Raw genomic sequence first — 23,656 nt, forward strand, 5'->3', positions numbered from 1 at the left:
CGTCAGCCGGCCAGCACCTTGTTCAGGGTGGCGATCAGGGTTTCTTCGTCGACCGGCTTGGTCAGGTAATCCTTGGCGCCCTGGCGTGCGCCCCAGATCTTGTCGGTTTCCTGGTCTTTGGTGGTAATGATGATGATCGGGATAGCGTTGGTTTCCGGCTCCTTGGACAACTGGCGCGTGGCCTGGAAGCCATTGAGGCCCGGCATCACGATGTCCATCAGTACTGCATCGGGCTTTTCCTGGCGAGCCAGGGCTACGCCGTCGGCGCCGTTTTCGGCCTTGAGGACCTGATGACCGTGCTTTTCCAGCATGCCGGTGAGTTTGTACATTTCAGTCGGCGAATCGTCGACGATCAGAACACGTGCCATGGTTTTCCCCACTACATTGGTCGGCGCCGGCCCTTGTGGGGCGGCGTCAGTGTGCTTGTTCTACTGCGGCGAACCCCGGCACATACGCCTTGATCGCACCCAGCAGTTCTTCCTTGCTGAAAGGCTTGGTCAAAAACTGATCGACACCCACGATGCGCCCCTTGGCCTTGTCGAACAGGCCGTCCTTGGAGGACAGCATGATCACCGGGATCGACTTGAACGCCGGGTTGTTCTTCACCAGGGCGCAGGTCTGATAGCCATCCAGGCGCGGCATCATGATGTCGACAAAGATAATGTGCGGGTGATGATCAACAATCCGGGCCAGGGCATCGAAACCGTCGAGGGCCGTAATGACCTCGCAGCCCGAGTGCTTCAACAGCGTCTCGGCGGTGCGGCGGATCGTTTTCGAATCGTCGATCACCATCACTCTCAAGGCGTTGGGATGCTGTTCCATATCTGCTCTACCATCGCCACAGCGAATCGGTTTTCGGTGTGTACTGCCTGATGTTGCACAGGATGAGCGTCGCAGGCCTTGGATTTCAAGGGCTGCTGCGCCGTGGCAGTCTTTTTAGCACAGTCTCGGGGAGCAATCTATCGAGGCACCCGCCAGGTGGTTTTTCCTTGACCCACAACAGCCGCAGCGCCACTCTGACGCCACTTTTATGCGCCCAATTTGCTAGAGGAAATCCCCCATGAGCGTTCGCGTCGGCATTGTCATGGACCCTATCGCCAGCATTTCCTATAAAAAGGACAGCTCGCTGGCCATGCTCCTGGCCGCCCAGGCCCGCGGCTGGACCCTGTTTTATATGGAGCAGCGCGATCTGTACCAGGGCGACGGCGAGGCCCGCGCACGCATGCGCCCGCTGCAGGTGTTCGCCAACCCGGAAAAATGGTTCGAGCTTTCGGACGAGATCGACAGCCCGCTGAGCGATCTGGACGTGATCCTGATGCGCAAGGATCCGCCGTTCGACATGGAATTCGTCTACTCCACTTACCTGCTGGAGCAGGCCGAGCGCGCCGGTGTACTGATCGTCAACAAGCCGCAGAGCCTGCGCGACTGCAATGAAAAGCTGTTCGCCACGCTGTTCCCGCAATGCACACCGCCGACCGTGGTCAGCCGCCGCGCCGATGTGCTGCGTGAGTTCGCCGCCAAACATGGCGATGTGATCCTCAAGCCGCTGGACGGCATGGGCGGCACGTCGATCTTCCGTCACCGCGCCGGCGACCCGAACCTGTCGGTAATCCTGGAAACCCTGACCGTGCTGGGTACTCAGCAGATCATGGGCCAGGCTTACATTCCGGCGATCAAGGACGGCGACAAGCGCATCCTGATGATCGACGGCGAACCGGTGGACTACTGCCTGGCGCGTATCCCGGCAGCCGGTGAGACCCGTGGCAACCTGGCCGCCGGTGGTCGCGGTGAAGCGCGTCCTCTGACGGACAAGGACCGTTGGATTGCAGCCCAAGTCGGCCCGACCCTGCGGGAAAAGGGTTTACTGTTTGTAGGCCTTGACGTGATTGGTGAAAATCTCACCGAAATCAACGTCACCAGCCCGACCTGTATCCGCGAGATCGACAACGCCTTTGGCACCAACATCGGCGAAATGCTGATGGCCGCCATTGAGCGCAAGCTACAAGCCAAGTGACATAGAACAGCCGGACACGCACCAACATTGCGTTATCATGCGCCACCTGTGAAACGCGCGATGTTGGTTTTTTTGTCATGACACTCCCGTCCGATCTGCCCCCCGAACTCTCCCATAGCGGCGTGCGCCCGGCTGATCGGCTCGGATTTACCCTGTTCCTGGCCGCCTTGATTCACTTGGCCTTGCTCCTCGGCGTGGGTTTCACCATGGTCGAGCCCAAGCAAATCACCAAGACCCTGGAAATCACCCTCGCCACCTTCAAGAGTGAAAAGAAGCCTGAGAAAGCGGACTTTCTGGCTCAGGACAATCAACAGGGCAGCGGCACCCTCGACAAGAAAGCCATCCCCAAGACCACCGAACTGGCACCGTTCCAGGACAACAAGGTCAATAAGGTCACGCCGCCTCCCTCGCCCAAGCCTGAGGTCAAGCAGGCTACACCCAAGCCGACGGTGACCACCGTCGCACCCAAACCACAAAAAGCCCCGGTCCAGCGCGAAAAGACCAAGACCGAGCCGCAGCCGGAGCCCGTGAAGCCGGCGCCTACTTTCGACAGCTCGACCCTGTCCGACGAAATCTCCAGCCTGGAAGCCGAACTGGCCAACGAACAGCAGTTGTACGCCAAGCGCCCACGCATCTACCGCCTGAATGCCGCCTCGACCATGCGCGACAAAGGCGCCTGGTATAAGGACGAGTGGCGCAAGAAGGTCGAGCGCATCGGCAACCTCAACTACCCGGAAGAAGCACGGCGCCAGCAGATTTACGGCAATTTGCGTCTATTAGTGTCGATCAACCGCGATGGCACCTTATATGAAGTGCAGGTGCTGGAGTCCTCCGGCCAGCCGCTGCTGGACCAGGCCGCACAGCGTATCGTGCGCCTGGCTGCGCCATTCGCGCCGTTTACCGGCGACCTGAACGACGTGGACCGCCTGGAAATCATCCGCACGTGGAAGTTTGCCAAGGGCGATCGGCTGTCGAGCAATTGATGACAATTGCCCTGTGCGACACATCCCCAGCTTGTCAGTTCGCCCCTCCAACGCCACACTAGCGGACATGAAAAATGTCAGCCCGACCTACCTCAAGCACCAATTCCTGATCGCCATGCCCCATATGGCCGACCCGAACTTTGCGCACACCTTGACCTACATCGTCGAGCACACGGCCAAGGGTGCCATGGGGTTGGTTGTGAATCGGCCCCAAGCGCTGAACCTGGCCGATATCCTTGAGCAATTGCGCCCCGAGATCGATCCGCCGGCCCGTTGCCAGGGTGTTCCGATCTACATCGGCGGGCCGGTACAGACGGATCGCGGCTTTGTGCTGCACCCGACCGGGCCGACGTTCCAGGCCACGGTGGACCTGGACGGCGTGTCGCTGTCCACCTCCCAGGACGTGTTGTTCGCCATCGCCGACGGCGTAGGCCCCGAGCAAAGTGTGATCACCCTGGGCTACGCCGGCTGGGAAGCCGGGCAACTGGAAGCCGAACTGGCCAGCAATGCCTGGCTGACCTGCCCGTTTGATGCCGACATTCTGTTCAACACTGCCAGCGAACTACGCCTGGAAGCGGCCGCCGCCAAGCTGCGCGTCAACCTCAGCCTGCTGACCAGCCAGGCGGGGCACGCCTGATGGCCTTGCGTCTGATCCTCGGCTTTGACTACGGCACCAAACAGATCGGCGTAGCGGTCGGCCAGGTAATCACCGGCCAGGCCCGTGAGCTGTGCACCCTGAAGGCCCAGAACGGCATACCGGACTGGAACCAGGTCGAAGCCCTCATTAAAGAGTGGAAGCCCGACGCGGTGGTGGTCGGCCTGCCCCTGAACATGGACGGCACCCCCAGCGACATGTGCCTGCGCGCCGAAAAGTTCGCCCGCCGCCTCAACGGCCGCTACAACATTCCCTTCTATACCCACGACGAACGCCTGACGACCTTTGAAGCCAAGGGTGAACGCCGCGACCGTGGCGGGCAGAAAGGCAGCTACCGCGACAACCCCGTGGACGCCATCGCCGCCGCCTTGCTGTTGCAGGGCTGGCTGGATGAAAACACCGCTTTATTTGAATCCTGACTGACGCGGCTTGCCGCGTCTTCTTACGTTTGAGCCCGGAACTTGCCTACAGCAAGGCCTTGAAGGAGCCACCATGAGCCTGCCGAACCCCGCCGAACTGATCAGCCAGATGGCAATACGCCTCAAGGCTAACCTGGAACACCGTGGCATCAGCGAGCCGCGCTTCATCGGCATTCGCACCGGTGGCGTGTGGGTGGCCCAGGCGCTGCTGGAAGCACTGGGCAGCGATTCGCCCCTGGGCACCCTGGACGTATCCTTTTACCGCGATGACTTCAGCCAGAACGGCCTGCATCCACAAGTGCGCCCGTCGGCCCTGCCGTTCGAGATCGAAGGCCAGCACCTGGTGCTGATCGACGACGTGCTGATGAGCGGCCGCACCATCCGCGCCGCCATGAACGAGCTGTTCGACTACGGCCGCCCGGCCAGTATCACGCTGGTCTGCCTGCTGGACCTGGATGCCGGCGAGTTGCCGATCAGCCCGGATGTGGTCGGCGCCACACTGTCGCTGCAAGCCCGGCAACGGGTAAAATTGTCCGGTCCCACGCCGCTCGAACTCGAACTGCAAGACCTTGCCCTTTAAACCGCCTTGTACAGAGTCCCCGCGATGACGCCTCTAGATGCCAAGCGCCCGCTGCAGCTCAATGCTCAGGGCCAGTTGCAACACTTTTTGTCCCTCGACGGTTTGCCCCGCGAACTGCTCACCGAAATCCTCGACACGGCCGATTCGTTTCTCGAAGTCGGTGGCCGGGCGGTGAAGAAAGTCCCGTTGCTGCGCGGCAAAACCATCTGCAATGTGTTCTTCGAGAACTCCACGCGCACCCGTACCACCTTTGAACTGGCGGCCCAGCGGCTGTCGGCCGACGTGATCACGCTGAACGTGTCCACGTCGTCGGCGAGCAAGGGCGAAACCCTGCTCGACACCCTGCGCAACCTGGAAGCCATGGCTGCCGACATGTTCGTGGTGCGCCACGGCGACTCCGGCGCCGCGCACTTTATCGCCGAGCACGTGTGCCCCCAGGTGGCGATCATCAACGGCGGCGACGGCCGTCACGCCCACCCGACCCAGGGCATGCTCGACATGCTCACCATCCGTCGGCACAAGGGCAGCTTTGAAAACCTCTCGGTGGCCATCGTCGGCGACATCCTGCACTCGCGGGTCGCACGCTCGAACATGCTGGCCCTGAAAACCCTGGGTTGCCCGGATATCCGCGTGATCGCGCCAAAAACCCTGCTGCCCATCGGCATCGAGCAATACGGCGTGAAGGTCTACACCGACATGGCCGAAGGCCTCAAGGATGTCGACGTGGTGATCATGCTGCGCCTGCAACGCGAGCGCATGTCCGGCGGCCTGCTGCCGAGCGAGGGTGAGTTCTACCGCCTGTTCGGCCTGACCACCGCACGCCTGGCCGGCGCCAAGCCGGACGCCATCGTGATGCACCCAGGCCCGATCAACCGAGGGGTGGAAATTGAGTCGGCGGTGGCCGACGGCAGCCAGTCGGTGATTCTCAACCAAGTGACCTACGGCATCGCCGTGCGCATGGCCGTATTGTCCATGGCCATGAGCGGACAAACCGCGCAACGTCAATTCGAGCAGGAGAACGCCCAGTGAAGCTCAGCATTCTTGGCGCTCGCGTTATCGATCCGGCCAGTGGCCTGGATCAAGTCACCGATCTTCATCTGGAGGCCGGCAAGATCATCGCCATTGGCGCCGCTCCCGGCGGTTTCAGCCCCAGCGAGACGATCGACGCCAAAGGCCTGGTGGCCGCGCCCGGGCTGGTGGACCTGAACGTCGCCCTGCGCGAGCCGGGCTACAGCCGTAAAGGCAGCATCGCCAGCGAAACCCGTGCCGCTGCGGCCGGTGGCGTGACCAGCCTATGCTGCCCGCCGCACACCAAGCCCGTTCTGGACACCTCGGCCGTGACCGAGCTGATCCTCGACCGCGCCCGTGAAGCCGGCAATTGCAAAGTGTTCCCCATCGGCGCCCTGAGCAAAGGCCTGGACGGCGAACAACTCGCCGAACTGATCGCCCTGCGCGACGCCGGGTGTGTAGCCTTCGGCAACGGCCTGGAGAGCTTCCGCAGCACCCGCACCCTGTGCCGCGCCCTGGAATACGCCGCCACCTTCGACTTGACGGTGATCTTCCACTCCCAGGACCGCGACCTGGCGGAAGGTGGCCTGGCCCATGAAGGCGCCGTGGCCAGCTTCCTCGGCCTGCCGGGCATCCCGGAAACCGCCGAGACCGTGGCCCTGGCCCGTGACCTGCTGCTGGTGGAGCAAAGTGGCGTGCGTGCGCACTTCAGCCAGTTGACCAGCGCACGCGGTGTCGCCCTGATCGCCCAGGCGCAGGCCCGTGGGTTGCCGGTGACAGCGGATGTGGCGTTGTATCAGCTGATCCTGACGGATGAGGCACTGATCGATTTCTCCAGCCTGTACCACGTGCAACCGCCGCTGCGCACCCTGGCCGATCGCGAAGGTTTGCGCGCGGCGGTGAAGTCCGGTGTGGTCTCGGCGATTTCCAGCCACCACCAGCCCCACGAGCGTGATGCCAAGCTGGCGCCGTTTGGTGCGACCGAGCCGGGTATCAGCAGCGTTGAGCTGTTGCTGCCGCTGGCGATGACGTTGGTGGAAGACGGCTTGCTGGATTTGCCGACACTGCTGGCACGCCTGAGCGCCGGCCCGGCTGAAGCATTGCGCCTGCCGGCGGGTAAGTTGGCGGTGGGTGCGGCGGCGGACCTGGTGCTGTTTGACCCGGCCAGCTCCACGATTGCCGGGGAACACTGGCTATCCAAGGGTGAGAACTGCCCGTTCATCGGGCATAGCCTGCCGGCGGCGGTGCGTTATACCTTGGTGGATGGGCGGATCAGCTACCAGGCCTAAAATAAGGTGGGGCTCGCTCGCGAATGCGGTGTATCAGTCATGTAGATGTCGACTGACATTCAGCATTCGCGGGCAAGCCCGCTCCCACACTGGGTTCTGCGCAGGCCTCTAAAGATTCAGCGGCCGCCGTTGCGCTCGGCATTGCGAATCGAAACCTGGGTATTCAACGTCCAGAAGTCATACAGCACGCCCACCAGGAACAAGCCCCCCGTCAGCAGGTAGATCAGCCCCGTGATCCATTTGCCCTGGTACATGCGGTGCACGCCAAACACGCCAAGAAACGTCAACAGAATCCAGGCCACGTTGTATTCGATGGGGCCGGCGGTAAAACGCAGGTCGGCTTCACGGTCCATCGCGGGGATCAGGAACAGGTCGATCAGCCAGCCGATACCCAGCAAACCCAGGGTAAGAAACCAGATCGTGCCGGTTACCGGCTTACCGTAATAGAAGCGGTGCGCGCCGGTAAACCCGAAAATCCACAGCAGGTAACCGATCACTTTGCTGTGGGTGTCTTGTCGCGGCCCAACCTGTTGATAGGTGTTCATGGCGTACCTCTTTTGCTTCGATAGATAAATTTTTTCATTTTCTTTGTGACTTTTTTACGGGCGCCCGACGTACGGCAAATGGTATCGTCCCACCCCTGAAAGCCTTATGCCACCTGACTTGTGTAGGACAATTGCGGCAATTCGTCGCGTATTTCCTGATTTTGACGTCAAGGTTCAGTCGACAAACGGCCTGAGATCGACACAAAAAGCTGTTATAAAGTTGCGCGCAAACCCATAAGAGCCACGCCTGATGCGACCATTTTTAAAGACATGGCTAACCATTTGCCTATTAGTGCCATTGGCCGCCCACGCCACCAATCGTGAGCAACGACTTCCAAACGTCAACGGTTTCACCCCTAAAGTCCACAGCACGCCAAGCACTGCCAAATCGGCAAAGCCGACCGTCAGCCGCCCGACTCAACTGAGCAAGGCCCACGGTAAAGCAGTTCCAGGCCTGGTGGCAGTCAACACCAAGCAAAGCAGCAACGTCCTCAGCCGTGCCGTCAACGTGCTCGGTACACCTTATCGTTGGGGCGGCAGCAGCCCAAGTAAAGGGTTCGACTGCAGCGGCCTGGTGAAATATGCATTCAACGACGTCGCCGCCGTGGATCTGCCGCGCACTTCCAACGCCATGGCCGCCGGCCACGGGCAGAAGGTTGATCGCAAGGACCTGAAACCGGGTGACCTGCTGTTCTTCAAACTGAAGAGCCGCCAGGTGAACCACGTTGCCATCTACCTGGGCAACGACCGTTTTATCCACGCACCGCGCCGTGGCAAGTCGGTGAGCATCGACACGCTGAAAAAGCCGTTCTGGGACAAGAACTACGTGATTGCCAAGCGAGTGCTGCCTAAAGAGCAGAACAACAACCTGCGGGTCGTCCAGCGCTGATCTTCAGCTGAAATGCAGTAATCAATGTGGGAGGGGGCAAGCCCCCTCCCACATTTGGATCTCCTTATGTCTCCCGATCTTATATATCCCCAGGCACCCTCGCCTTCTCCCGCGCATCCTCTCGGCTGACCAGCCCTTCGCTGACCAACGCCTTCAAGCTCATATCCAGCGTTTTCATCCCCAACGCCCCACCGGTCTGAATCGCCGAGACCATCTGCGCCACCTTGTCCTCACGAATCAAGTTACGAATGGCCGGCGTGCCCAGCATGATTTCATGGGCCGCCACGCGCCCGCCGCCATGCTTTTTCACCAGTACCTGGGATACCACCGCCTGCAACGACTCGGACAGCATCGAGCGGACCATGGCTTTTTCGCCGGCCGGGAACACGTCCACCAGCCTGTCCACGGTCTTTGCCGCCGAGGTGGTGTGCAGGGTGCCAAATACCAGATGCCCGGTCTCAGCCGCCGTCAGCGCCAGGCGGATGGTTTCCAGATCACGCAATTCGCCCACCAGAATCACATCGGGGTCTTCACGCAGCGCCGAACGCAGGGCCGCCGAAAAACTGTGGGTGTCACGGTGCACCTGGCGCTGATTGATCAGCGCGGTTTTCGGCCTGTGGATAAATTCGATGGGGTCTTCCAGCGTGAGGATGTGCTGGCGCCGGTGTTGGTTGAGATAGTCGATCATGGCGGCCAGAGTGGTGGACTTGCCGGAGCCCGTAGGCCCGGTGACCAGCACAAGACCACGGGGCAATTGGGCGATCCGCTGGAACACTTCCCCCAGGCCCAGGCTTTCCAGGCTCTGGACGTCGGCCGGGATGGTGCGAAACACCGCGCCCATGCCGCGATCCTGCTGGAACACATTCGCCCGGAACCGCGCCACGCCTGGCAGCTCGAAGGCAAAATCCGTTTCAAGAGATGTTTCGAAATCCTTTTGTTGGTATTGGTTGAGCAAAGGGCTCAATAAATCCGCCACTTGCACAGCTGAAAGCACCGGGCAATCCATCGGCCAGATTTCGCCATCGATTCGCAACATGGGCGCCAGCCCAGCCGACAGGTGCAGGTCGCAGGCGCCACGGCGCACGCCGGCCACCAGTAATTCAGTGATATCCATAGGGCTTTCCATTTCCAGTAGAATGCCGCGGACTCCATATCCACGGGCGCATCTTGAATGTCGACGATAGCAGACAACATCGGCCAGGTTAGCCAGCGCATCCGCGCCGCAGCCGACGCCGTGCAACGTGACGCAAGCAGCATCCACCTGCTGGCCGTGAGCAAGACCAAACCCGCCCAAGCCGTGCGTGAAGCCTACGCCGCCGGTATGTGCGACTTTGGCGAGAACTACCTGCAGGAAGCCTTGGGCAAACAGGCCGAATTAACCGAACTGCCCTTGAGTTGGCACTTCATCGGCCCCATTCAATCGAACAAGACGCGCGCTATCGCCGAGAACTTCGCTTGGGTGCATTCCGTGGACCGCCTCAAAATTGCACAACGCCTGTCCGAACAACGCCCGGCCGACCTGCCACCGCTGAATATCTGCATCCAGGTCAATGTCAGTGGCGAAGCCAGCAAGTCCGGCTGTACGCCCGCCGACCTGCCGGCCCTGGTCGATGCGATCAGCGCCCTGCCGCGCCTGACGCTGCGCGGCCTGATGGCAATCCCCGAGCCGACCGAAGATCGCGCCGAGCAAGATGCAGCATTCGCCACCGTTCGCGACCTGCAAGCCAGTTTGAACCTGCCGTTGGACACTCTTTCCATGGGCATGAGCCATGACCTTGAGTCGGCCATCGCCCAAGGCGCCACCTGGGTGCGGATCGGTACCGCACTGTTTGGTGCCCGTGATTACGGCCAGCCGTGAAATGGCTGACCTCCCTCTGAATAAGGACCTGTCATGAGCAACACGCGTATTGCCTTTATCGGCGCCGGCAACATGGCGGCCAGCCTGATCGGTGGCCTGCGGGCCAAGGGCCTGGACGCCGCGCAGATCCGCGCCAGCGATCCGGGCGCAGACACCCGTGCGCGCGTCAGCGCCGAGCATGGTATCGACACCTTCGCCGACAACGCCGAAGCCATCCAGGGCGTCGACGTGATCGTGCTGGCGGTCAAGCCACAGGCCATGAAGGCCGTGTGCGAAAGCCTGCGCCCGAACCTGAAACCGCATCAGTTGGTGGTGTCCATCGCCGCCGGCATTACCTGCGCCAGCATGAAAAACTGGCTCGGTGCCCAGCCTATCGTACGCTGTATGCCCAACACTCCGGCCCTGCTGCGCCAGGGCGTGAGCGGTTTGTACGCCACTGCCGAGGTCAGCGCCGAGCAACGTAAACAGGCCCAGGAGCTGCTGTCCGCCGTGGGCATTGCCCTGTGGCTGGAACAGGAACAACAACTGGACGCGGTCACCGCTGTCTCCGGCAGCGGCCCGGCGTACTTCTTCCTGCTGATCGAAGCCATGACCGCTGCTGGCGTGAAACTGGGCCTGCCACGGGAAGTCGCTGAGCAACTGTCCGAGCAAACCGCCTTGGGCGCCGCGAAGATGGCCGTCTCCAGCGATGTGGATGCCGCCGAACTGCGCCGCCGCGTGACCTCCCCAGGCGGCACCACGCAGGCCGCCATTGAATCGTTCCAGGCCGGGGGCTTTGAAGCCCTGGTGGAAAAAGCACTGGGTGCCGCTGCGCACCGATCGGCCGAAATGGCCGAACAACTGGGCAACTAAGGAGCCAACATGATTGGTTTGAACACCGCAGCCGTCTACGTGCTGCAAACCCTCGGCAGCCTTTACCTGCTGATCGTGCTGTTGCGTTTCGTGCTGCAACTGGTACGCGCCAACTTCTACAACCCGCTCTGCCAGTTCATCGTCAAGGCCACCCAGCCGTTGCTCAAGCCGCTGCGCCGAGTGATCCCGAGCCTGTTCGGCCTGGACATGTCCTCGCTGGTGCTGGCGATCCTGGTGCAGTTGGCCTTGATGGCGCTGACCCTGCTGCTGACCTACGGCACCACCGGCAATTTCGTACAGTTGCTGATCTGGGCAATCATCGGCGTGACCGCGCTGTTCCTGAAGATTTTCTTCTTCGCCATGATCATCAGCGTGATCCTGTCCTGGGTCGCCCCGGGCAGCCACAACCCTGGCGCCGAGCTGGTCAACCAGATCTGCGAGCCGGCCCTGGCGCCGTTCCGCCGTCTGCTGCCGAACCTGGGCGGCCTGGATATCTCGCCGATCCTCGCGTTCATGGTGCTCAAGCTGCTGGACATGCTAGTGATCAACAACCTGGCGGCCATGACCGGGATGCCAGAGATTCTGCGCTTGCTGATCTGATGAACAAAGGTAGGAGGGACTTGCTCCCTCCCTCATTTCGCACCGCGCAGGCCTTTGCTTGCCGCTGGGTGCAGCGGTCTTTAGACTTACGCCTCATTTAAACGAGAGCAGGGTCGATGCCAGCTGCCTTCCCCCCCGATTCTGTTGGACTGGTCGTGCCCCAAGTGGCGCACTTCAGCGAACCCCTGGCCTTGGCCTGCGGCCGTTCGCTACCCGCCTACGACCTGATCTACGAAACCTATGGCCAACTGAACGCCACGGCGAGCAACGCCGTGCTGATCTGCCACGCCTTGTCCGGCCATCACCATGCTGCGGGTTTCCACAGTGCCGACGAGCGCAAGCCCGGCTGGTGGGACAGCTGCATCGGTCCCGGCAAGCCCATCGACACCAACAAGTTCTTTGTGGTCAGCCTGAACAACCTCGGCGGCTGCAACGGCTCCACCGGCCCCAGCAGCCTCAACCCGGAAACCGGCAAGCCGTTCGGCGCCGACTTCCCGGTGCTCACCGTGGAAGACTGGGTGCACAGCCAGGCGCGTCTCGCCGACCTGCTGGGCATCAGCCAATGGGCCGCCGTGATCGGTGGCAGCCTGGGCGGTATGCAGGCGCTGCAATGGACCATCACTTACCCAGACCGCGTGCGCCATTGCCTGGCCATCGCCTCGGCCCCCAAGTTGTCGGCACAGAACATCGCCTTCAACGAAGTGGCGCGCCAGGCAATCCTCACCGACCCCGAGTTCCACGGCGGTTCGTTCCAGGAAGCCGGTGTGATTCCCAAGCGCGGCCTGATGCTGGCGCGGATGGTCGGGCATATCACCTACCTGTCCGACGACTCCATGGGCGAGAAATTCGGCCGTGGTCTCAAAAGCGAGAAGCTCAACTACGACTTCCACAGCGTCGAATTCCAGGTGGAAAGCTACCTGCGTTATCAGGGCGAGGAGTTCTCCGGGCGTTTCGACGCCAACACCTACCTGCTGATGACCAAGGCTTTGGACTACTTCGACCCAGCCGCCAACTTTGATGACGACCTGGCGAAAACCTTCGAAGGCGCCACGGCCAAGTTCTGCGTGATGTCGTTCACCACCGACTGGCGCTTCTCGCCGGCGCGCTCCCGTGAGCTGGTGGACGCGCTGATGGCCGCACGCAAAGACGTCTGCTACCTGGAGATCGATGCTCCGCAAGGCCACGACGCCTTCCTGATCCCGATCCCGCGTTATTTGCAGGCTTTTAGCAACTACATGAACCGCATTTCGCTTATATGAATTGCTTACGCTTTGAGGTGAGAACGCCATGAGAGCCGACCTGGACATCATCCAAGACTGGATCCCCGCCGGCAGCCGCGTGCTCGACCTGGGCTGCGGCGATGGCGAACTGCTGAGCTGGCTGCGCGATAACAAGCAAGTCACCGGCTACGGCTTGGAAAACGACCCAGACAACATCGCCCAATGCGTGGCCAAGGGCATCAACGTGATCGAGCAGGACCTGGACAAGGGCCTGGGCAACTTTGCCAGCAACAGTTTCGACATCGTGGTGATGACCCAGGCCCTGCAAGCAGTGCACTACCCGGACCGCATCCTCGACGAAATGCTACGCGTGGGTCGCCAGTGCATTATCACCTTCCCCAACTTCGGCCACTGGCGCTGCCGCTGGTACCTGGCGACCAAGGGTCGCATGCCGGTGTCGGATTTCCTGCCGTACACCTGGTACAACACGCCGAACATCCACTTCTGCACCTTCGAAGACTTCGAAGCGCTGTGTGGCGAGCGTGAAGCCAAGGTGATCAACCGCCTTGCCGTCGATCAACAGCACCGCCACGGCTGGGCGAGTAAACTATGGCCCAATCTGTTGGGCGAAATCGGTATCTACCGGGTCAGCAGCCCTGGTCTGACCGACCACAAAATTGCCGTCTAAGCATTTTCGAGAGGGACGTTTATGAGTCGCTTGGCTATTTTTCTACTGACCGCATGCCTGGGCGCCAATGCCATGGCTGCGGACACTATCGACGCTAATCGCAAGAAAGACTTCGGTGATATCACCGTGCACTACAACACCTTCACCTCAAGCTTCCTGCCACCCGAAACCGCCCAAAAAGCCGGCGTGGTGCGCAGCAAGGAGAAGGGTTTGATCAATGTGACCGTGATCAAGGGCGTGGCCCCAGTCGCGGCCCAAGTGACCGGTACCATCAAGGACCTGGGCGGCAAGAGCGAGATGCTGACGTTCAAGCAAATCGAAGAAAAAGGCGGGATCAGCTACCTCGCGCCCTACTCCGTGACCCAGCGTGAATACAAGACCTTTACCATCAACGTTGAAACTGGCGGCAAAGCCCATAGCTTCCAGTTCAACCAGGAACTGTTTCCGGCGCAATGATGAACCTTACTCAACTGGTACTGGCCAGCCATAACGCCGGCAAACTCAAAGAACTCCAGGCCATGCTCGGCGAGTCGGTGCAACTGCGCTCGATTGGCGAGTTCAGCCAGGTCGAGCCGGAAGAGACCGGCTTGTCGTTCGTCGAGAATGCCATCCTCAAAGCGCGGAATGCCGCACGTATTTCAGGCCTGCCGGCGTTGGCGGATGACTCGGGGCTGGCGGTGGATTTCCTCGGCGGCGCACCCGGCATTTATTCGGCGCGCTACGCCGATGGCAAAGGTGACGCAGCCAACAATGCCAAGCTGCTGGACGCCCTCAAGGACGTGCCGGACGCGATGCGCGGCGCGCAGTTCGTCTGCGTGCTGGCTCTGGTACGCCACGCGGACGACCCGTTGCCAATCCTGTGCGAAGGCCTGTGGCACGGGCGCATCCTGCATGCGGCCAGCGGTGAGCATGGTTTTGGCTATGACCCGCTGTTCTGGGTGCCGGAGCGCAACGTCTCCAGCGCCGAACTGAGCCCGACCGACAAGAACCAGATCAGCCACCGCGCCCGCGCAATGGATTTGCTGCGCCAACGCCTGAGCCTGAAATGACCCACGACACCCCGGCGCTGCCGCTGATCCACGGCGGCGCGCAAACACCCCGGGCGGCCCTGCCTGTGCTGCCGCCCCTGGCGCTGTATATCCACATCCCGTGGTGCGTGCGCAAATGCCCGTATTGCGACTTCAACTCCCACACCGCAAGCAAAGTGCTGCCGGAAGAAGAGTATGTGGACGCCCTGCTGGCCGACCTGGACCAGGACCTGCACGCCGTATATGGCCGGGAGTTGAGCTCGATTTTCTTTGGTGGCGGCACGCCCAGCCTGTTCAGCGCCGCAGCACTGGGCCGCCTGCTCAAAGGTGTAGAAGCGCGCATTGCGTTTGCCGGCGATATCGAGATAACCCTGGAAGCCAACCCCGGCACGTTCGAACAAGAGAAGTTCGTGGCGTACCGCAAGCTGGGGATCAACCGCCTGTCCATCGGCATCCAGAGCTTCCAGCAGGAAAAACTCCAGGCCCTGGGCCGCATCCACAATGGCGATGAAGCTGTACGCGCCGCCGGTATGGCGCGCCAGGCCGGGTTCGATAACTTCAACCTGGACTTGATGCACGGCCTGCCCGATCAGTCCCTGGACGACGCCCTCGACGACCTGCGCCAGGCCATCGCGCTCAAGCCCACGCATTTGTCCTGGTACCAGCTGACCCTGGAACCCAACACCGTGTTCTGGAACCAGCCGCCAGCGCTGCCAGAAGACGACACCCTATGGGACATCCAGGAAGCTGGCCAGGCATTGCTGGCCGAACACGGTTACGCCCAATATGAAGTATCGGCCTATGCCCAACCGGGCCGACCGGCGCGACATAACCTGAATTACTGGAGCTTCGGCGACTTTATCGGCATCGGCGCCGGCGCCCACGGCAAGCTCAGCCACCCGGACGGGCGCATTGTGCGCACCTGGAAAACCCGTGCGCCAAAGGACTACCTCAACCCGGCCAAAAGCTTCCAGGCTGGCGCGAAGGAACTGACCAACGACGAGCTACCCTTCGAATTCCTGATGAATGCCTTGCGCCTCACCGAAGGCGTCGACGCCAAGCTCTACGCCGAGCGCACCGGCCTCGACCTGGCAAGCCTCGACGAGGCACGTCGCGAGGCAGAACAAAGTGGCTTAATGCAGGTCGAACCGTCACGCCTGGCGGCCACCGACCGTGGGCAACTCTTTCTCAATGACCTGTTGCAGAAGTTTTTGAGCTGACGCTCTAAGGAAGTCACATGGATTTGGTACTCGACCTGCTCGCCACCGTATCCCGCTGGAGCCGCAGCAACCTGTCGGAAATCTCCCTGGCCCTTGTGGGCTGTTTGCTGGTGCTGTTCGGCGCCGACATCAAGGGCTGGGTCGAAGCACGCCTGGGCAGCATCGCCGGCGCCTTGCGCGTGCCGCTGATGGCACTGGTGTGCATGATCGGCAGCGGTGCGGCGTTGATCTATGCCACACCGTGGATTGTGCGGGGGTTGAGCCAGTTCAATAACTACAGCCTGGCGCCGGTGCTGGTGGTGGTGCTGGTGTTGATTGGGGTAGTCGCAGACCGCCGCTGACCTCAAACCCAACACAGAACCAAATGTGGGAGGGGGCAAGCCCCCTCCCACATTTTTACTGCATTTCAATTCGAAAGCGGGTCAGGCCAGCTTCTCGAACTTCAAATCCCAAACCCCATGCCCCAACCGCTCACCGCGACGTTCGAACTTGGTGATCGGCCGCTCAGCCGGGCGTGGCACGCATTTGCCGTCTTGCGCCAGGTTGCGGTAGCCAGGGGCAACGTCCATCACTTCCAGCATGTATTCGGCATAGGGCTCCCAGTCGGTGGCCATGTGCAGGATGCCGCCAACTTTAAGCTTGCTGCGCACCAGTTCCGCAAAGGACGCCTGGACGATGCGGCGCTTGTGGTGACGGGATTTGTGCCATGGGTCCGGAAAGAACAGCATCAGGCGGTCGAGGCTGTTGTCGGCAATGCAGCGGTTGAGCACTTCAATCGCGTCGCAGTCGTAGACGCGCAGGTTGGTCAGGCCTTGGGTCAGCACGCCGTTAAGCAGTGCGCCGACACCTGGGCGGTGCACTTCCACGCCGATGAAGTCCTGGTCCGGCGCAGCGGCGGCCATTTCCAGCAGGGAATGGCCCATGCCGAAACCGATCTCCAGGGAACGCGGCGCCGAGCGGCCGAACACTTGGTCGTAGTCCACCGGCGCATCGGCCAGGGGCAATACGAACAGCGGCGTGCCTTGCTCCAGGCCCTTTTGCTGGCCTTCGGTCATGCGACCGGCGCGCATCACAAAGCTCTTGATGCGGCGGTGCTTGGACTCGTCGCCAGCTTCTTCCACGGTGTTCGGCGTTTCGTTTGATTCAGTCATCAATGGCTCTTACTTGATCAGACCATCCAGCGGCGAAGAGGCGCTGGCGTAGAGTTTTTTCGGCATGCGCCCGGCGAGGTAGGCCAGGCGGCCTGCGACGATGGCGTGTTGCATGGCTTCGGCCATCATGATCGGTTGCTGGGCGTGGGCGATGGCCGAGTTCATCAGCACCGCGTCGCAGCCCAGCTCCATGGCGATGGTCGCGTCGGAGGCGGTGCCTACGCCGGCATCCACCAGCACCGGGATCTTGGCTTCTTCAAGGATGATCTGCAGGTTGTACGGATTGCAGATACCCAGGCCGGAGCCGATCAGACCGGCCAGCGGCATCACTGCGATGCAGCCGATTTCCGCCAATTGACGGGCGATGATGGGGTCATCACTGGTGTAGACCATCACGTCGAAGCCTTCCTTGACCAGCGTTTCAGCGGCCTTGAGGGTTTCGATCACGTTGGGGAACAAGGTTTTCTGGTCGGCCAGCACTTCCAGCTTCACCAGGTTGTGGCCGTCGAGCAGCTCACGGGCCAGGCGGCAGGTGCGCACGGCTTCGATGGCGTCATAGCAACCGGCGGTGTTCGGCAAGAAGGTGTAGCGATCCGGCGACAGCACTTCGAGCAGGTTCGGCTCGCCCTCGATCTGGCCGAGGTTGGTGCGGCGCACGGCGAAGGTCACGATCTCGGCACCCGAGGCTTCGATGGCCAGGCGGGTTTCTTCCATGTCGCGGTACTTGCCGGTGCCGACCAGCAGGCGGGACTGGTAGGTACGACCGGCCAGGACGAAAGGCTTGTCGCTACGAACGATGCTCATGGGAAATCCTCGTAATGGGGTGAGGTTCTGCAGAATTCGGGCAGGCGACTAGCCGCCGCCGATGGCGTGGACCACTTCGACCTGGTCACCGTCGCTGAGCGCGGTGCCTTCATGCTGGCTGCGCGGGACGATATCCAGGTTAAGCTCCACTGCAACACGACGCCCGGTCAGTTCCAGGCGGGTCAGCAGGGCCGCAACGGTTGCGCCGTCGGGCAGTTCAAAGGATTCGCCGTTCAACTGAATGCGCATGCCACGGGCCGCCATCGTTTTTAGGGGCCAGCATTCTAGCTTGATTGGTGTTGCTGGCCCAAGTCCCTTGGTCAGACGACCTGCAAGCGCCAGGCAAACAGGCCGAGGAAGAACCAGCCGAGCAGGAATGCCAGGCCACCGAACGGCGTGATGATGCCGAGCTTGCTGATGCCCGTGGTAGTCAACACATACAGGCTGCCGGAGAACAGCAAGATACCGATGACAAACGAGATACCGGCCCACGTCACCAGGCGGCCGGGAAGATGGGCCGCCAGCAATGCCACGCCAAACAGTGCGAGGGTGTGCACCAGTTGGTAGGTCACGCCGGTATGGAAGATCGCCAGGTATTCGGCGCTCAGACGGTTTTTCAGGCCATGTGCGGCAAAGGCGCCGAGGGCGACACCGGTGAAGCCGAAAAACGCGGCCAGCATCAGAAAGCTTCGCAGCATGGGGAACTCCAGTCAGACTCATCGGGCAGGGTCTGTATAATGGCCCGCTCAACGGGTTCGGCCAAGCCATCTCTATGCTGCGTCTCCTCTTCAAACGCTTTCTCAACGTCGTGAAATGGTTTGCCATCGGCAGTGTCTTGCTGGTGCTGCTGTTTCGTGTCGTCCCGCCGCCGTTCACTGCGCTGATGGTGGAGCGCAAGGTCGAATCCTGGTTCGACGGCGAACCCATTGACCTGCAGCGCACCTGGGTGCCGTGGGACGAGATATCCGATGAGCTCAAAGTGGCGGTGATGGCCGGTGAAGACCAGCGCTTCCCGCAGCATTGGGGCTTTGATTTCGGCGCGATCCAGGCGGCGATCCTGCACAACGAGCGCGGCGGCTCGATTCGCGGGGCCAGTACGTTGAGCCAGCAGGTGTCGAAAAATCTGTTCCTGTGGGCTGGTCGCAGTTATTTGCGCAAAGGGCTGGAAGCCTGGTTTACCGGGTTGATCGAGGTGCTGTGGCCCAAGGAGCGGATCCTTGAGGTGTACCTCAACAGCGTGGAATGGGATGAAGGGGTGTTCGGCGCGCAAGCGGCGGCGCGGCATCACTTTGGTGTGAGTGCCAAGGGGCTTTCACGGCAGCAGGCCAGTTACCTGGCGGCGGTGCTGCCAAACCCACGGGTGTGGAGTGCCAGCCATCCGACCGCGTATGTGGCGCGGCGGGCGGCTTGGATTCGGCAGCAGATGAGTCAACTCGGTGGCGATGGCTACCTGCTTGAGCTGAACAACTCCCGCAAAGCGCCCTGGTCTGACTGACACTACACAAAACAAATATGGGAGGGGGCTTGCCCCCGATAGCGGTGGATCAGTCAGCTTATCTGTAGCTGACCCACTGCAATCGGGGGCAAGCCCCCTCCCACATTTTGACCGCGTTACCCTTTAGGCGGCGATCGACAACTTCAGCTTGTTCATCGCGCTTTTCTCAAGCTGACGAATCCGCTCGGCCGACACGTTGTACTTCTGCGCCAGGTCATGCAGCGTGGCTTTTTCTTCCGCCAGCCAGCGCTGGTAGAGGATGTCACGGCTGCGGTCGTCCAACACTTCCAGCGCTTCGTGCAGGTTGTGGTTGGAGTTGTCGCTCCAATCGGCGTCCTCCAGTTGACGCGCCGGGTCGTACCGGTGGTCTTCCAGGTAGTTGGCCGGCGATTGGAAGGCGCTGTCGTCGTCCGCTTCAGCGGCCGGGTCGAAGGCCATGTCATGGCCGGTCAGACGACTTTCCATCTCGCGCACTTCACGGGGCTCCACGCCGAGGCTTTCGGCCACGCGGTGGACTTCCTCGTTGTTCAGCCACGCCAGGCGTTTCTTCTGGCTGCGCAGGTTGAAGAACAGTTTGCGCTGGGCCTTGGTGGTCGCGACTTTCACGATGCGCCAGTTGCGCAGGATGAACTCGTGAATCTCCGCCTTGATCCAGTGCACGGCAAACGACACCAGGCGCACGCCCATCTCAGGGTTGAAACGCTTGACCGCCTTCATCAGGCCAACGTTGCCTTCCTGGATCAGGTCAGCCTGGGCCAGGCCGTAGCCGCTATAACTACGGGCGATATGTACGACAAAACGCAGGTGGGCGAGCACCATCTGCCGAGCCGCCCCCAAATCCTGCTCATAATAGAGACTCTCGGCCAGTTCACGCTCCTGCTCGGGTGTCAGCAATGGAATGCTGTTGACCGTATGCACATAGGCTTCCAGGTTCGCACCGGGGACCAAGGCATAAGCAGGTTGCAAAGAAGTGGTCATACGAAACCTCCGACTTACATAACTCGTGCAGTTCAGCACTGCGAAAATTGACCGGGAACCGTAGGACAAGTTCCCTAAACCACTGATACGGTCAATACAAACGAAACCACATTAATCTGACATTAACTACTTCGGTGCCAGCTCACGTAAATGCCGTGCGACCGCAATCCACGCACCGATATAACCCAACAAGACCGCGCCAAGCAAGAGGCTCAGACCATCGGCTACCGGCACGCCGGCCAGGGCAAAATCGCTGCCGTACAACCCGGCAAGCCCGATTACCGCGTCGTTCAGCCAGTCCAGGCCAAATGCCAACACGCCCCAGGACAAAATCCCCGCACCCAGACCATAAAGCGCACCCATGTACAGAAAAGGCCGACGCACATAGCTGTCCGTGCCGCCGACCAGTTTAATCACTTCTATCTCGGTGCGACGGTTTTCAATATGAAGACGAATGGTATTACCTATCACCAAAAGTAATGCAGACACCAACAGCACCGTCAGGCCGAACACAAAACGGTCGCCCAGCTTGAGGATGGCGGCCAGGCGCTCAACCCAGACTAGATCAAGTTGCGCCTGTTGCACCTTGGGCATCTCTGCGAGTTTTTGACGCAGGGCTTCCAGGGCGGTCTTGTCCACTTCGTTCGGCGTCACCAGCACCACGCCTGGCAGCGGGTTCTGCGGCAGCTCCTTGAGCGCCTCACCCAGGCCGGAATGTTGCTGGAACTCCTCAAGCGCCTGGTCGCGACTGACGTACTCGGCATCCGCCACGCCTGGGATGTTCTTGATGTCGTCACGCAGCGCTTCGCCTTGCTGGGTACTGGCATCCAGGTTCAGGTACAGCGAAATCTGCGCCGCACGCTGCCAGGAACCGCCCAGACGCTCGACATTATTGAGCAGCAGGGACAAACCCATCGGCAGGCTCAAGGCCACAGCCATTACCAGACAGGTGAAAAAACTGCCGATCGGCTGCTTGCCCAGGCGACGCAGGCTGTCCAGCAGGCTGGCACGATGGCTTTCGATCCAGGCGCGCAGCAGCGTGCTGAAGTCCGGACCGTCGTCATCGTCGTGTTTTTTCTTTTTCGGTTGCGGGTCGGCCGGTTTCGGCGCCACGCGCTCGGAAACCTTGGGGCTGCGGGTGGCACTCATACGCCGGCCTCCCCATCACCGATCAGACGACCGCGTTGCAGGGTCAGCATGCGGTGGCGCATGCGGGCGATCAGCGCCAGGTCGTGGCTGGCGATCAATACGCTGGTGCCCAGGCGGTTGATGTCCTCGAACACCCCCATGATCTCGGCCGCCAGACGCGGGTCGAGGTTACCGGTAGGTTCGTCCGCCAGCAGCAAGGCCGGGCGATGGACGATGGCGCGGGCAATGCCGACGCGCTGTTGCTGGCCGGTGGAGAGGTCGCCAGGGTAGAGGTCGGTCTTGTCCGACAGCGCCACGCGCTCCAGGGCCGAGTCCACGCGCTTGACGATCTCGGCCTTGGAAAGCCCGAGAATCTGCAATGGCAGGGCAATGTTGTTGAATACCGTGCGATCGAACAGCAACTGGTGGTTCTGGAACACCACGCCGATCTGCCGGCGCAGGTACGGAATCTGCGCATTGCTGATGGTGGCCAGGTCCTGGCCGGCCAGCAGCAACTTGCCGGTGGTCGGGCGCTCCATGGCCAGCAGCAGGCGCAACAAGGTACTTTTACCGGCGCCGGAATGCCCGGTTACAAACAAGAACTCGCCGCGCCGCACTCGAAAGCTCAGCTCATGCAAGCCCACATGCCCGTTGGCATAGCGTTTACCGACCTGTTCGAATCGAATCATGAACGCTCCCGCTCGGCAAACAGTGCCTCTACAAAGGGTTCGGCTTCAAAGGTGCGCAGGTCATCGATGCCTTCACCGACGCCGATATAACGAATCGGCAACCCGAACTGTTTGGCCAGGGCGAAGATCACGCCACCTTTGGCTGTGCCGTCGAGCTTAGTCAATGCCAGGCCGGTCAGTTGCACCGTCTGGTTGAATTGCTTGGCCTGGCTGATGGCGTTCTGGCCGGTACCGGCGTCCAGCACCAGCAGCACTTCGTGGGGCGCGTCGGCATCAAGCTTGCCGATCACGCGGCGCACTTTCTTCAGCTCTTCCATCAAGTTGTCTTTGGTGTGCAGGCGACCGGCGGTATCAGCGATCAGCACATCAATGTTACGGGCCTTGGCGGCTTGCACGGCGTCGAAGATCACCGAAGCGGAGTCGGCCCCGGTGTGCTGGGCGATCACCGGGATCTTGTTGCGCTCGCCCCAGACCTGCAATTGCTCAACGGCGGCGGCGCGGAAGGTGTCACCGGCGGCGAGCATGACTTTCTTGCCCTCCAGTTGCAGCTTCTTGGCCAGCTTGCCGATGGTGGTGGTCTTGCCGGCGCCATTGACGCCCACCACCAGGATCACGAACGGCTTGTTCGGGGTGATCACCAGCGGGGCTTCCACGGGTTTGAGCATCGCGGCCAGTTCGGCCTGCAAGGATTTGTAGAGTGCGTCGGCATCGGTCAACTGCTTGCGCGCGACCTTCTGGGTCAGGCTCTGGATAATCACGGCGGTGGCTTCGACGCCCACGTCGGCGGTCAGCAGGCGGGTTTCGATGTCTTCCAGCAGTTCGTCATCAATGACCTTCTTGCCCAGGAACAGGCTGGCCATGCCTTCGCCGATGCTGGCGCTGGTCTTGCTCAGACCTTGCTTGAGGCGGGCGAAGAAGCCGGTCTTGGTGGTTTCTGCAGAGGGAGCGAGCGGTTCTGGCTCGACAACCTCGATAGCCTCGACAACCTGGACGGGCGCAGCGACCACAACAGCAACAGGCGCAGGGACTTCGACAACGGGCGGCGCCTGGACCACTACCTCAACCGGCTCAACCACCGCAGGAATCGGCGGGGCCACGTGTTCAGCCTGGACGTCTTCGACCAACGCCACGGGCTCTTCGGCCACCGGCAACTCAGGCCATGGCTTGTGCTCGGGCTCAGGTTCCGGCTCAGCCTCAACCACCGGCTGCAACACCGGCTCAGCCATCGGCAACACCACCGGCGCCGGCGCTTCGGCAACCGGTTCGGCTTCTACTATAGGGTCGGGGATCGGCTCAGCTTGAACCTGTGGCTGTTCAACAGCGGTTTCCTGCGGCTTTTTGCGCAGCCATCCGAACAGGCCTTTCTTCTCGCCAGCCGCAGCTGGGGTCTTCTTGTCGTCGTTGGAACCAAACATGGAGACGGCTATCTCAAGGTAGCGACGCGCCAGAGGGGCGCGCCGGTAAATAAAATTCGATGCGTAACAGACTGTTTTTTAGCCAGCTCGTTCATGCGCAACATTTTGTAAGGCCAAAATAGGGCCTCAACAAGACTGCCGCAGTGGC

Annotated in this window: 30 protein-coding genes; 18 read left to right on the forward strand and 12 right to left on the reverse strand. The window is 61.3% G+C overall.

The genetic code is table 11. The features are described 5' to 3' along the window. Positions 1 to 2: 2 nt before the first annotated feature. Complete coding sequence (gene pilH, locus AB3G88_RS26630; protein ID WP_003176670.1) at positions 3 to 368, reverse strand: twitching motility response regulator PilH; 366 nt, start codon at positions 366 to 368, stop codon at positions 3 to 5. A 46-nt stretch (positions 369 to 414) separates the two neighbouring features. Continuing rightward, a complete protein-coding gene (gene pilG, locus AB3G88_RS26635; protein ID WP_400527561.1) occupies positions 415 to 822 on the reverse strand; it encodes a twitching motility response regulator PilG in 408 nt (135 codons plus the stop codon). 238 nt (positions 823 to 1,060) lie between these two features. Here pilG and gshB point away from each other — a divergent pair, with 238 nt between their 5' ends. From gshB to AB3G88_RS26670, 7 genes are all read left to right on the forward strand, one after another. Continuing rightward, a complete protein-coding gene (gshB, locus tag AB3G88_RS26640) occupies positions 1,061 to 2,014 on the forward strand; it encodes a glutathione synthase (RefSeq protein WP_099585834.1) in 954 nt (317 codons plus the stop codon). 77 nt (positions 2,015 to 2,091) lie between these two features. After that, a complete protein-coding gene (locus tag AB3G88_RS26645) occupies positions 2,092 to 2,997 on the forward strand; it encodes an energy transducer TonB (RefSeq protein WP_099585835.1) in 906 nt (301 codons plus the stop codon). Between the two features lie 67 nt (positions 2,998 to 3,064). Continuing rightward, on the forward strand, positions 3,065 to 3,634 hold the full coding sequence (locus AB3G88_RS26650) for a YqgE/AlgH family protein (protein WP_099585836.1): 570 nt from the start codon (positions 3,065 to 3,067) through the stop codon (positions 3,632 to 3,634). After that, the gene (gene ruvX, locus AB3G88_RS26655; RefSeq protein WP_003176676.1) at positions 3,634 to 4,071 is read left to right on the forward strand and encodes a Holliday junction resolvase RuvX; all 438 of its coding nucleotides are present in this window, start codon (positions 3,634 to 3,636) and stop codon (positions 4,069 to 4,071) included. The genes AB3G88_RS26650 and ruvX overlap by 1 nt, the downstream gene beginning before the upstream one ends. Before the next feature lie 73 nt (positions 4,072 to 4,144). Continuing rightward, positions 4,145 to 4,651 (forward strand): bifunctional pyr operon transcriptional regulator/uracil phosphoribosyltransferase PyrR, encoded by a 507-nt coding sequence (pyrR, locus tag AB3G88_RS26660; protein ID WP_099585837.1) that lies wholly within the window; start codon positions 4,145 to 4,147, stop codon positions 4,649 to 4,651. A 24-nt stretch (positions 4,652 to 4,675) separates the two neighbouring features. Next, positions 4,676 to 5,680 carry an aspartate carbamoyltransferase catalytic subunit gene (locus AB3G88_RS26665; protein WP_099585838.1) on the forward strand — a complete coding sequence of 335 codons (1,005 nt, stop codon included), beginning with the start codon at positions 4,676 to 4,678 and terminating at the stop codon, positions 5,678 to 5,680. Continuing rightward, positions 5,677 to 6,948: a dihydroorotase gene (locus AB3G88_RS26670; protein ID WP_480452398.1), complete on the forward strand. Its 1,272-nt coding sequence runs from the start codon at positions 5,677 to 5,679 to the stop codon at positions 6,946 to 6,948. Before AB3G88_RS26665 ends, AB3G88_RS26670 begins: the two co-directional genes overlap by 4 nt. Before the next feature lie 116 nt (positions 6,949 to 7,064). Here the strand turns inward: AB3G88_RS26670 and AB3G88_RS26675 are convergent, their stop codons facing one another. Then, positions 7,065 to 7,493 (reverse strand): NINE protein, encoded by a 429-nt coding sequence (locus AB3G88_RS26675; RefSeq protein WP_099585840.1) that lies wholly within the window; start codon positions 7,491 to 7,493, stop codon positions 7,065 to 7,067. 250 nt (positions 7,494 to 7,743) lie between these two features. On the opposite strand from AB3G88_RS26675, the gene AB3G88_RS26680 reads away from it, so the two are divergent. Beyond that, complete coding sequence (locus AB3G88_RS26680; protein ID WP_099585841.1) at positions 7,744 to 8,382, forward strand: C40 family peptidase; 639 nt, start codon at positions 7,744 to 7,746, stop codon at positions 8,380 to 8,382. A gap of 79 nt (positions 8,383 to 8,461) precedes the next feature. Here the strand turns inward: AB3G88_RS26680 and AB3G88_RS26685 are convergent, their stop codons facing one another. Next, positions 8,462 to 9,496: a type IV pilus twitching motility protein PilT gene (locus AB3G88_RS26685; protein ID WP_099585842.1), complete on the reverse strand. Its 1,035-nt coding sequence runs from the start codon at positions 9,494 to 9,496 to the stop codon at positions 8,462 to 8,464. Positions 9,497 to 9,553: 57 nt separating this feature from the next. Here AB3G88_RS26685 and AB3G88_RS26690 point away from each other — a divergent pair, with 57 nt between their 5' ends. The 9 genes from AB3G88_RS26690 (at position 9,554) to AB3G88_RS26730 (ending at position 16,189) form a co-directional block, all read left to right on the forward strand. Further along, positions 9,554 to 10,240: a YggS family pyridoxal phosphate-dependent enzyme gene (locus tag AB3G88_RS26690; protein WP_480452401.1), complete on the forward strand. Its 687-nt coding sequence runs from the start codon at positions 9,554 to 9,556 to the stop codon at positions 10,238 to 10,240. A 33-nt stretch (positions 10,241 to 10,273) separates the two neighbouring features. Further along, a complete protein-coding gene (proC, locus tag AB3G88_RS26695; RefSeq protein WP_480452403.1) occupies positions 10,274 to 11,092 on the forward strand; it encodes a pyrroline-5-carboxylate reductase in 819 nt (272 codons plus the stop codon). Between the two features lie 9 nt (positions 11,093 to 11,101). Beyond that, complete coding sequence (locus AB3G88_RS26700; RefSeq protein ID WP_099585845.1) at positions 11,102 to 11,692, forward strand: YggT family protein; 591 nt, start codon at positions 11,102 to 11,104, stop codon at positions 11,690 to 11,692. A gap of 116 nt (positions 11,693 to 11,808) precedes the next feature. Beyond that, entirely contained in the window at positions 11,809 to 12,951 is a 1,143-nt protein-coding gene (metX, locus tag AB3G88_RS26705) for a homoserine O-succinyltransferase MetX (RefSeq protein ID WP_112192671.1), read from the forward strand. Between the two features lie 28 nt (positions 12,952 to 12,979). Continuing rightward, complete coding sequence (gene metW / locus AB3G88_RS26710; RefSeq protein ID WP_017735309.1) at positions 12,980 to 13,600, forward strand: methionine biosynthesis protein MetW; 621 nt, start codon at positions 12,980 to 12,982, stop codon at positions 13,598 to 13,600. Between the two features lie 21 nt (positions 13,601 to 13,621). Further along, entirely contained in the window at positions 13,622 to 14,056 is a 435-nt protein-coding gene (locus AB3G88_RS26715; RefSeq protein WP_099585847.1) for a DUF4426 domain-containing protein, read from the forward strand. Further along, positions 14,053 to 14,649 carry an RdgB/HAM1 family non-canonical purine NTP pyrophosphatase gene (gene rdgB, locus AB3G88_RS26720; RefSeq protein WP_112192673.1) on the forward strand — a complete coding sequence of 199 codons (597 nt, stop codon included), beginning with the start codon at positions 14,053 to 14,055 and terminating at the stop codon, positions 14,647 to 14,649. Before AB3G88_RS26715 ends, rdgB begins: the two co-directional genes overlap by 4 nt. After that, the gene (gene hemW, locus AB3G88_RS26725; protein ID WP_099585849.1) at positions 14,646 to 15,848 is read left to right on the forward strand and encodes a radical SAM family heme chaperone HemW; all 1,203 of its coding nucleotides are present in this window, start codon (positions 14,646 to 14,648) and stop codon (positions 15,846 to 15,848) included. The genes rdgB and hemW overlap by 4 nt, the downstream gene beginning before the upstream one ends. 17 nt (positions 15,849 to 15,865) lie before the next feature. Continuing rightward, entirely contained in the window at positions 15,866 to 16,189 is a 324-nt protein-coding gene (locus tag AB3G88_RS26730) for a DUF3392 domain-containing protein (protein WP_016972961.1), read from the forward strand. 81 nt (positions 16,190 to 16,270) lie between these two features. Here AB3G88_RS26730 and trmB read toward each other — a convergent pair whose 3' ends face one another. From trmB to AB3G88_RS26750, 4 genes are all read right to left on the reverse strand, one after another. Further along, positions 16,271 to 16,999 carry a tRNA (guanosine(46)-N7)-methyltransferase TrmB gene (trmB, locus tag AB3G88_RS26735; protein ID WP_480452406.1) on the reverse strand — a complete coding sequence of 243 codons (729 nt, stop codon included), beginning with the start codon at positions 16,997 to 16,999 and terminating at the stop codon, positions 16,271 to 16,273. Positions 17,000 to 17,008: 9 nt separating this feature from the next. After that, the gene (locus AB3G88_RS26740) at positions 17,009 to 17,803 is read right to left on the reverse strand and encodes a thiazole synthase (RefSeq protein ID WP_003234615.1); all 795 of its coding nucleotides are present in this window, start codon (positions 17,801 to 17,803) and stop codon (positions 17,009 to 17,011) included. A gap of 48 nt (positions 17,804 to 17,851) precedes the next feature. Continuing rightward, complete coding sequence (gene thiS / locus AB3G88_RS26745; RefSeq protein WP_160385078.1) at positions 17,852 to 18,052, reverse strand: sulfur carrier protein ThiS; 201 nt, start codon at positions 18,050 to 18,052, stop codon at positions 17,852 to 17,854. Between the two features lie 71 nt (positions 18,053 to 18,123). Continuing rightward, the gene (locus tag AB3G88_RS26750) at positions 18,124 to 18,501 is read right to left on the reverse strand and encodes a DUF423 domain-containing protein (protein WP_099585852.1); all 378 of its coding nucleotides are present in this window, start codon (positions 18,499 to 18,501) and stop codon (positions 18,124 to 18,126) included. A 74-nt stretch (positions 18,502 to 18,575) separates the two neighbouring features. On the opposite strand from AB3G88_RS26750, the gene mtgA reads away from it, so the two are divergent. Beyond that, positions 18,576 to 19,298, forward strand: coding sequence for a monofunctional biosynthetic peptidoglycan transglycosylase (gene mtgA / locus AB3G88_RS26755; protein ID WP_112192675.1), 723 nt, complete (start codon positions 18,576 to 18,578; stop codon positions 19,296 to 19,298). 123 nt (positions 19,299 to 19,421) lie between these two features. Here the strand turns inward: mtgA and rpoH are convergent, their stop codons facing one another. The 4 genes from rpoH to ftsY form a co-directional block, all read right to left on the reverse strand. Beyond that, positions 19,422 to 20,276 (reverse strand): RNA polymerase sigma factor RpoH, encoded by an 855-nt coding sequence (rpoH, locus tag AB3G88_RS26760; RefSeq protein WP_003176698.1) that lies wholly within the window; start codon positions 20,274 to 20,276, stop codon positions 19,422 to 19,424. A 126-nt stretch (positions 20,277 to 20,402) separates the two neighbouring features. Then, positions 20,403 to 21,425, reverse strand: coding sequence for a permease-like cell division protein FtsX (gene ftsX / locus AB3G88_RS26765; protein ID WP_480452410.1), 1,023 nt, complete (start codon positions 21,423 to 21,425; stop codon positions 20,403 to 20,405). Next, positions 21,422 to 22,093, reverse strand: a complete 672-nt coding sequence (ftsE, locus tag AB3G88_RS26770) for a cell division ATP-binding protein FtsE (protein WP_017737950.1) — start codon at positions 22,091 to 22,093, stop codon at positions 21,422 to 21,424. Before ftsE ends, ftsX begins: the two co-directional genes overlap by 4 nt. Next, positions 22,090 to 23,508 (reverse strand): signal recognition particle-docking protein FtsY, encoded by a 1,419-nt coding sequence (gene ftsY / locus AB3G88_RS26775; protein ID WP_400527542.1) that lies wholly within the window; start codon positions 23,506 to 23,508, stop codon positions 22,090 to 22,092. The genes ftsE and ftsY overlap by 4 nt, the downstream gene beginning before the upstream one ends. Positions 23,509 to 23,656: the final 148 nt, after the last annotated feature.

Source organism: Pseudomonas arvensis (assembly GCF_056688935.1).

Bases quoted from the DNA above. Each gene is read 5' to 3' on its own strand.
- pilH (WP_003176670.1), bottom strand. From the start codon at position 368: ATGGCACGTGTTCTGATCGTCGACGATTCGCCGACTGAAATGTACAAA.
- pilG (WP_400527561.1), bottom strand. From the start codon at position 822: ATGGAACAGCATCCCAACGCCTTGAGAGTGATGGTGATCGACGATTCG.
- gshB (WP_099585834.1), top strand. From the start codon at position 1,061: ATGAGCGTTCGCGTCGGCATTGTCATGGACCCTATCGCCAGCATTTCC.
- AB3G88_RS26645 (WP_099585835.1), top strand. From the start codon at position 2,092: ATGACACTCCCGTCCGATCTGCCCCCCGAACTCTCCCATAGCGGCGTG.
- AB3G88_RS26650 (WP_099585836.1), top strand. From the start codon at position 3,065: ATGAAAAATGTCAGCCCGACCTACCTCAAGCACCAATTCCTGATCGCC.
- ruvX (WP_003176676.1), top strand. From the start codon at position 3,634: ATGGCCTTGCGTCTGATCCTCGGCTTTGACTACGGCACCAAACAGATC.
- pyrR (WP_099585837.1), top strand. From the start codon at position 4,145: ATGAGCCTGCCGAACCCCGCCGAACTGATCAGCCAGATGGCAATACGC.
- AB3G88_RS26665 (WP_099585838.1), top strand. From the start codon at position 4,676: ATGACGCCTCTAGATGCCAAGCGCCCGCTGCAGCTCAATGCTCAGGGC.
- AB3G88_RS26675 (WP_099585840.1), bottom strand. From the start codon at position 7,493: ATGAACACCTATCAACAGGTTGGGCCGCGACAAGACACCCACAGCAAA.
- AB3G88_RS26680 (WP_099585841.1), top strand. From the start codon at position 7,744: ATGCGACCATTTTTAAAGACATGGCTAACCATTTGCCTATTAGTGCCA.
- AB3G88_RS26685 (WP_099585842.1), bottom strand. From the start codon at position 9,496: ATGGATATCACTGAATTACTGGTGGCCGGCGTGCGCCGTGGCGCCTGC.
- AB3G88_RS26690 (WP_480452401.1), top strand. From the start codon at position 9,554: ATGTCGACGATAGCAGACAACATCGGCCAGGTTAGCCAGCGCATCCGC.
- proC (WP_480452403.1), top strand. From the start codon at position 10,274: ATGAGCAACACGCGTATTGCCTTTATCGGCGCCGGCAACATGGCGGCC.
- AB3G88_RS26700 (WP_099585845.1), top strand. From the start codon at position 11,102: ATGATTGGTTTGAACACCGCAGCCGTCTACGTGCTGCAAACCCTCGGC.
- metX (WP_112192671.1), top strand. From the start codon at position 11,809: ATGCCAGCTGCCTTCCCCCCCGATTCTGTTGGACTGGTCGTGCCCCAA.
- metW (WP_017735309.1), top strand. From the start codon at position 12,980: ATGAGAGCCGACCTGGACATCATCCAAGACTGGATCCCCGCCGGCAGC.
- AB3G88_RS26715 (WP_099585847.1), top strand. From the start codon at position 13,622: ATGAGTCGCTTGGCTATTTTTCTACTGACCGCATGCCTGGGCGCCAAT.
- rdgB (WP_112192673.1), top strand. From the start codon at position 14,053: ATGATGAACCTTACTCAACTGGTACTGGCCAGCCATAACGCCGGCAAA.
- hemW (WP_099585849.1), top strand. From the start codon at position 14,646: ATGACCCACGACACCCCGGCGCTGCCGCTGATCCACGGCGGCGCGCAA.
- AB3G88_RS26730 (WP_016972961.1), top strand. From the start codon at position 15,866: ATGGATTTGGTACTCGACCTGCTCGCCACCGTATCCCGCTGGAGCCGC.
- trmB (WP_480452406.1), bottom strand. From the start codon at position 16,999: ATGACTGAATCAAACGAAACGCCGAACACCGTGGAAGAAGCTGGCGAC.
- AB3G88_RS26740 (WP_003234615.1), bottom strand. From the start codon at position 17,803: ATGAGCATCGTTCGTAGCGACAAGCCTTTCGTCCTGGCCGGTCGTACC.
- thiS (WP_160385078.1), bottom strand. From the start codon at position 18,052: ATGCGCATTCAGTTGAACGGCGAATCCTTTGAACTGCCCGACGGCGCA.
- AB3G88_RS26750 (WP_099585852.1), bottom strand. From the start codon at position 18,501: ATGCTGCGAAGCTTTCTGATGCTGGCCGCGTTTTTCGGCTTCACCGGT.
- mtgA (WP_112192675.1), top strand. From the start codon at position 18,576: ATGCTGCGTCTCCTCTTCAAACGCTTTCTCAACGTCGTGAAATGGTTT.
- rpoH (WP_003176698.1), bottom strand. From the start codon at position 20,276: ATGACCACTTCTTTGCAACCTGCTTATGCCTTGGTCCCCGGTGCGAAC.
- ftsX (WP_480452410.1), bottom strand. From the start codon at position 21,425: ATGAGTGCCACCCGCAGCCCCAAGGTTTCCGAGCGCGTGGCGCCGAAA.
- ftsE (WP_017737950.1), bottom strand. From the start codon at position 22,093: ATGATTCGATTCGAACAGGTCGGTAAACGCTATGCCAACGGGCATGTG.
- ftsY (WP_400527542.1), bottom strand. From the start codon at position 23,508: ATGTTTGGTTCCAACGACGACAAGAAGACCCCAGCTGCGGCTGGCGAG.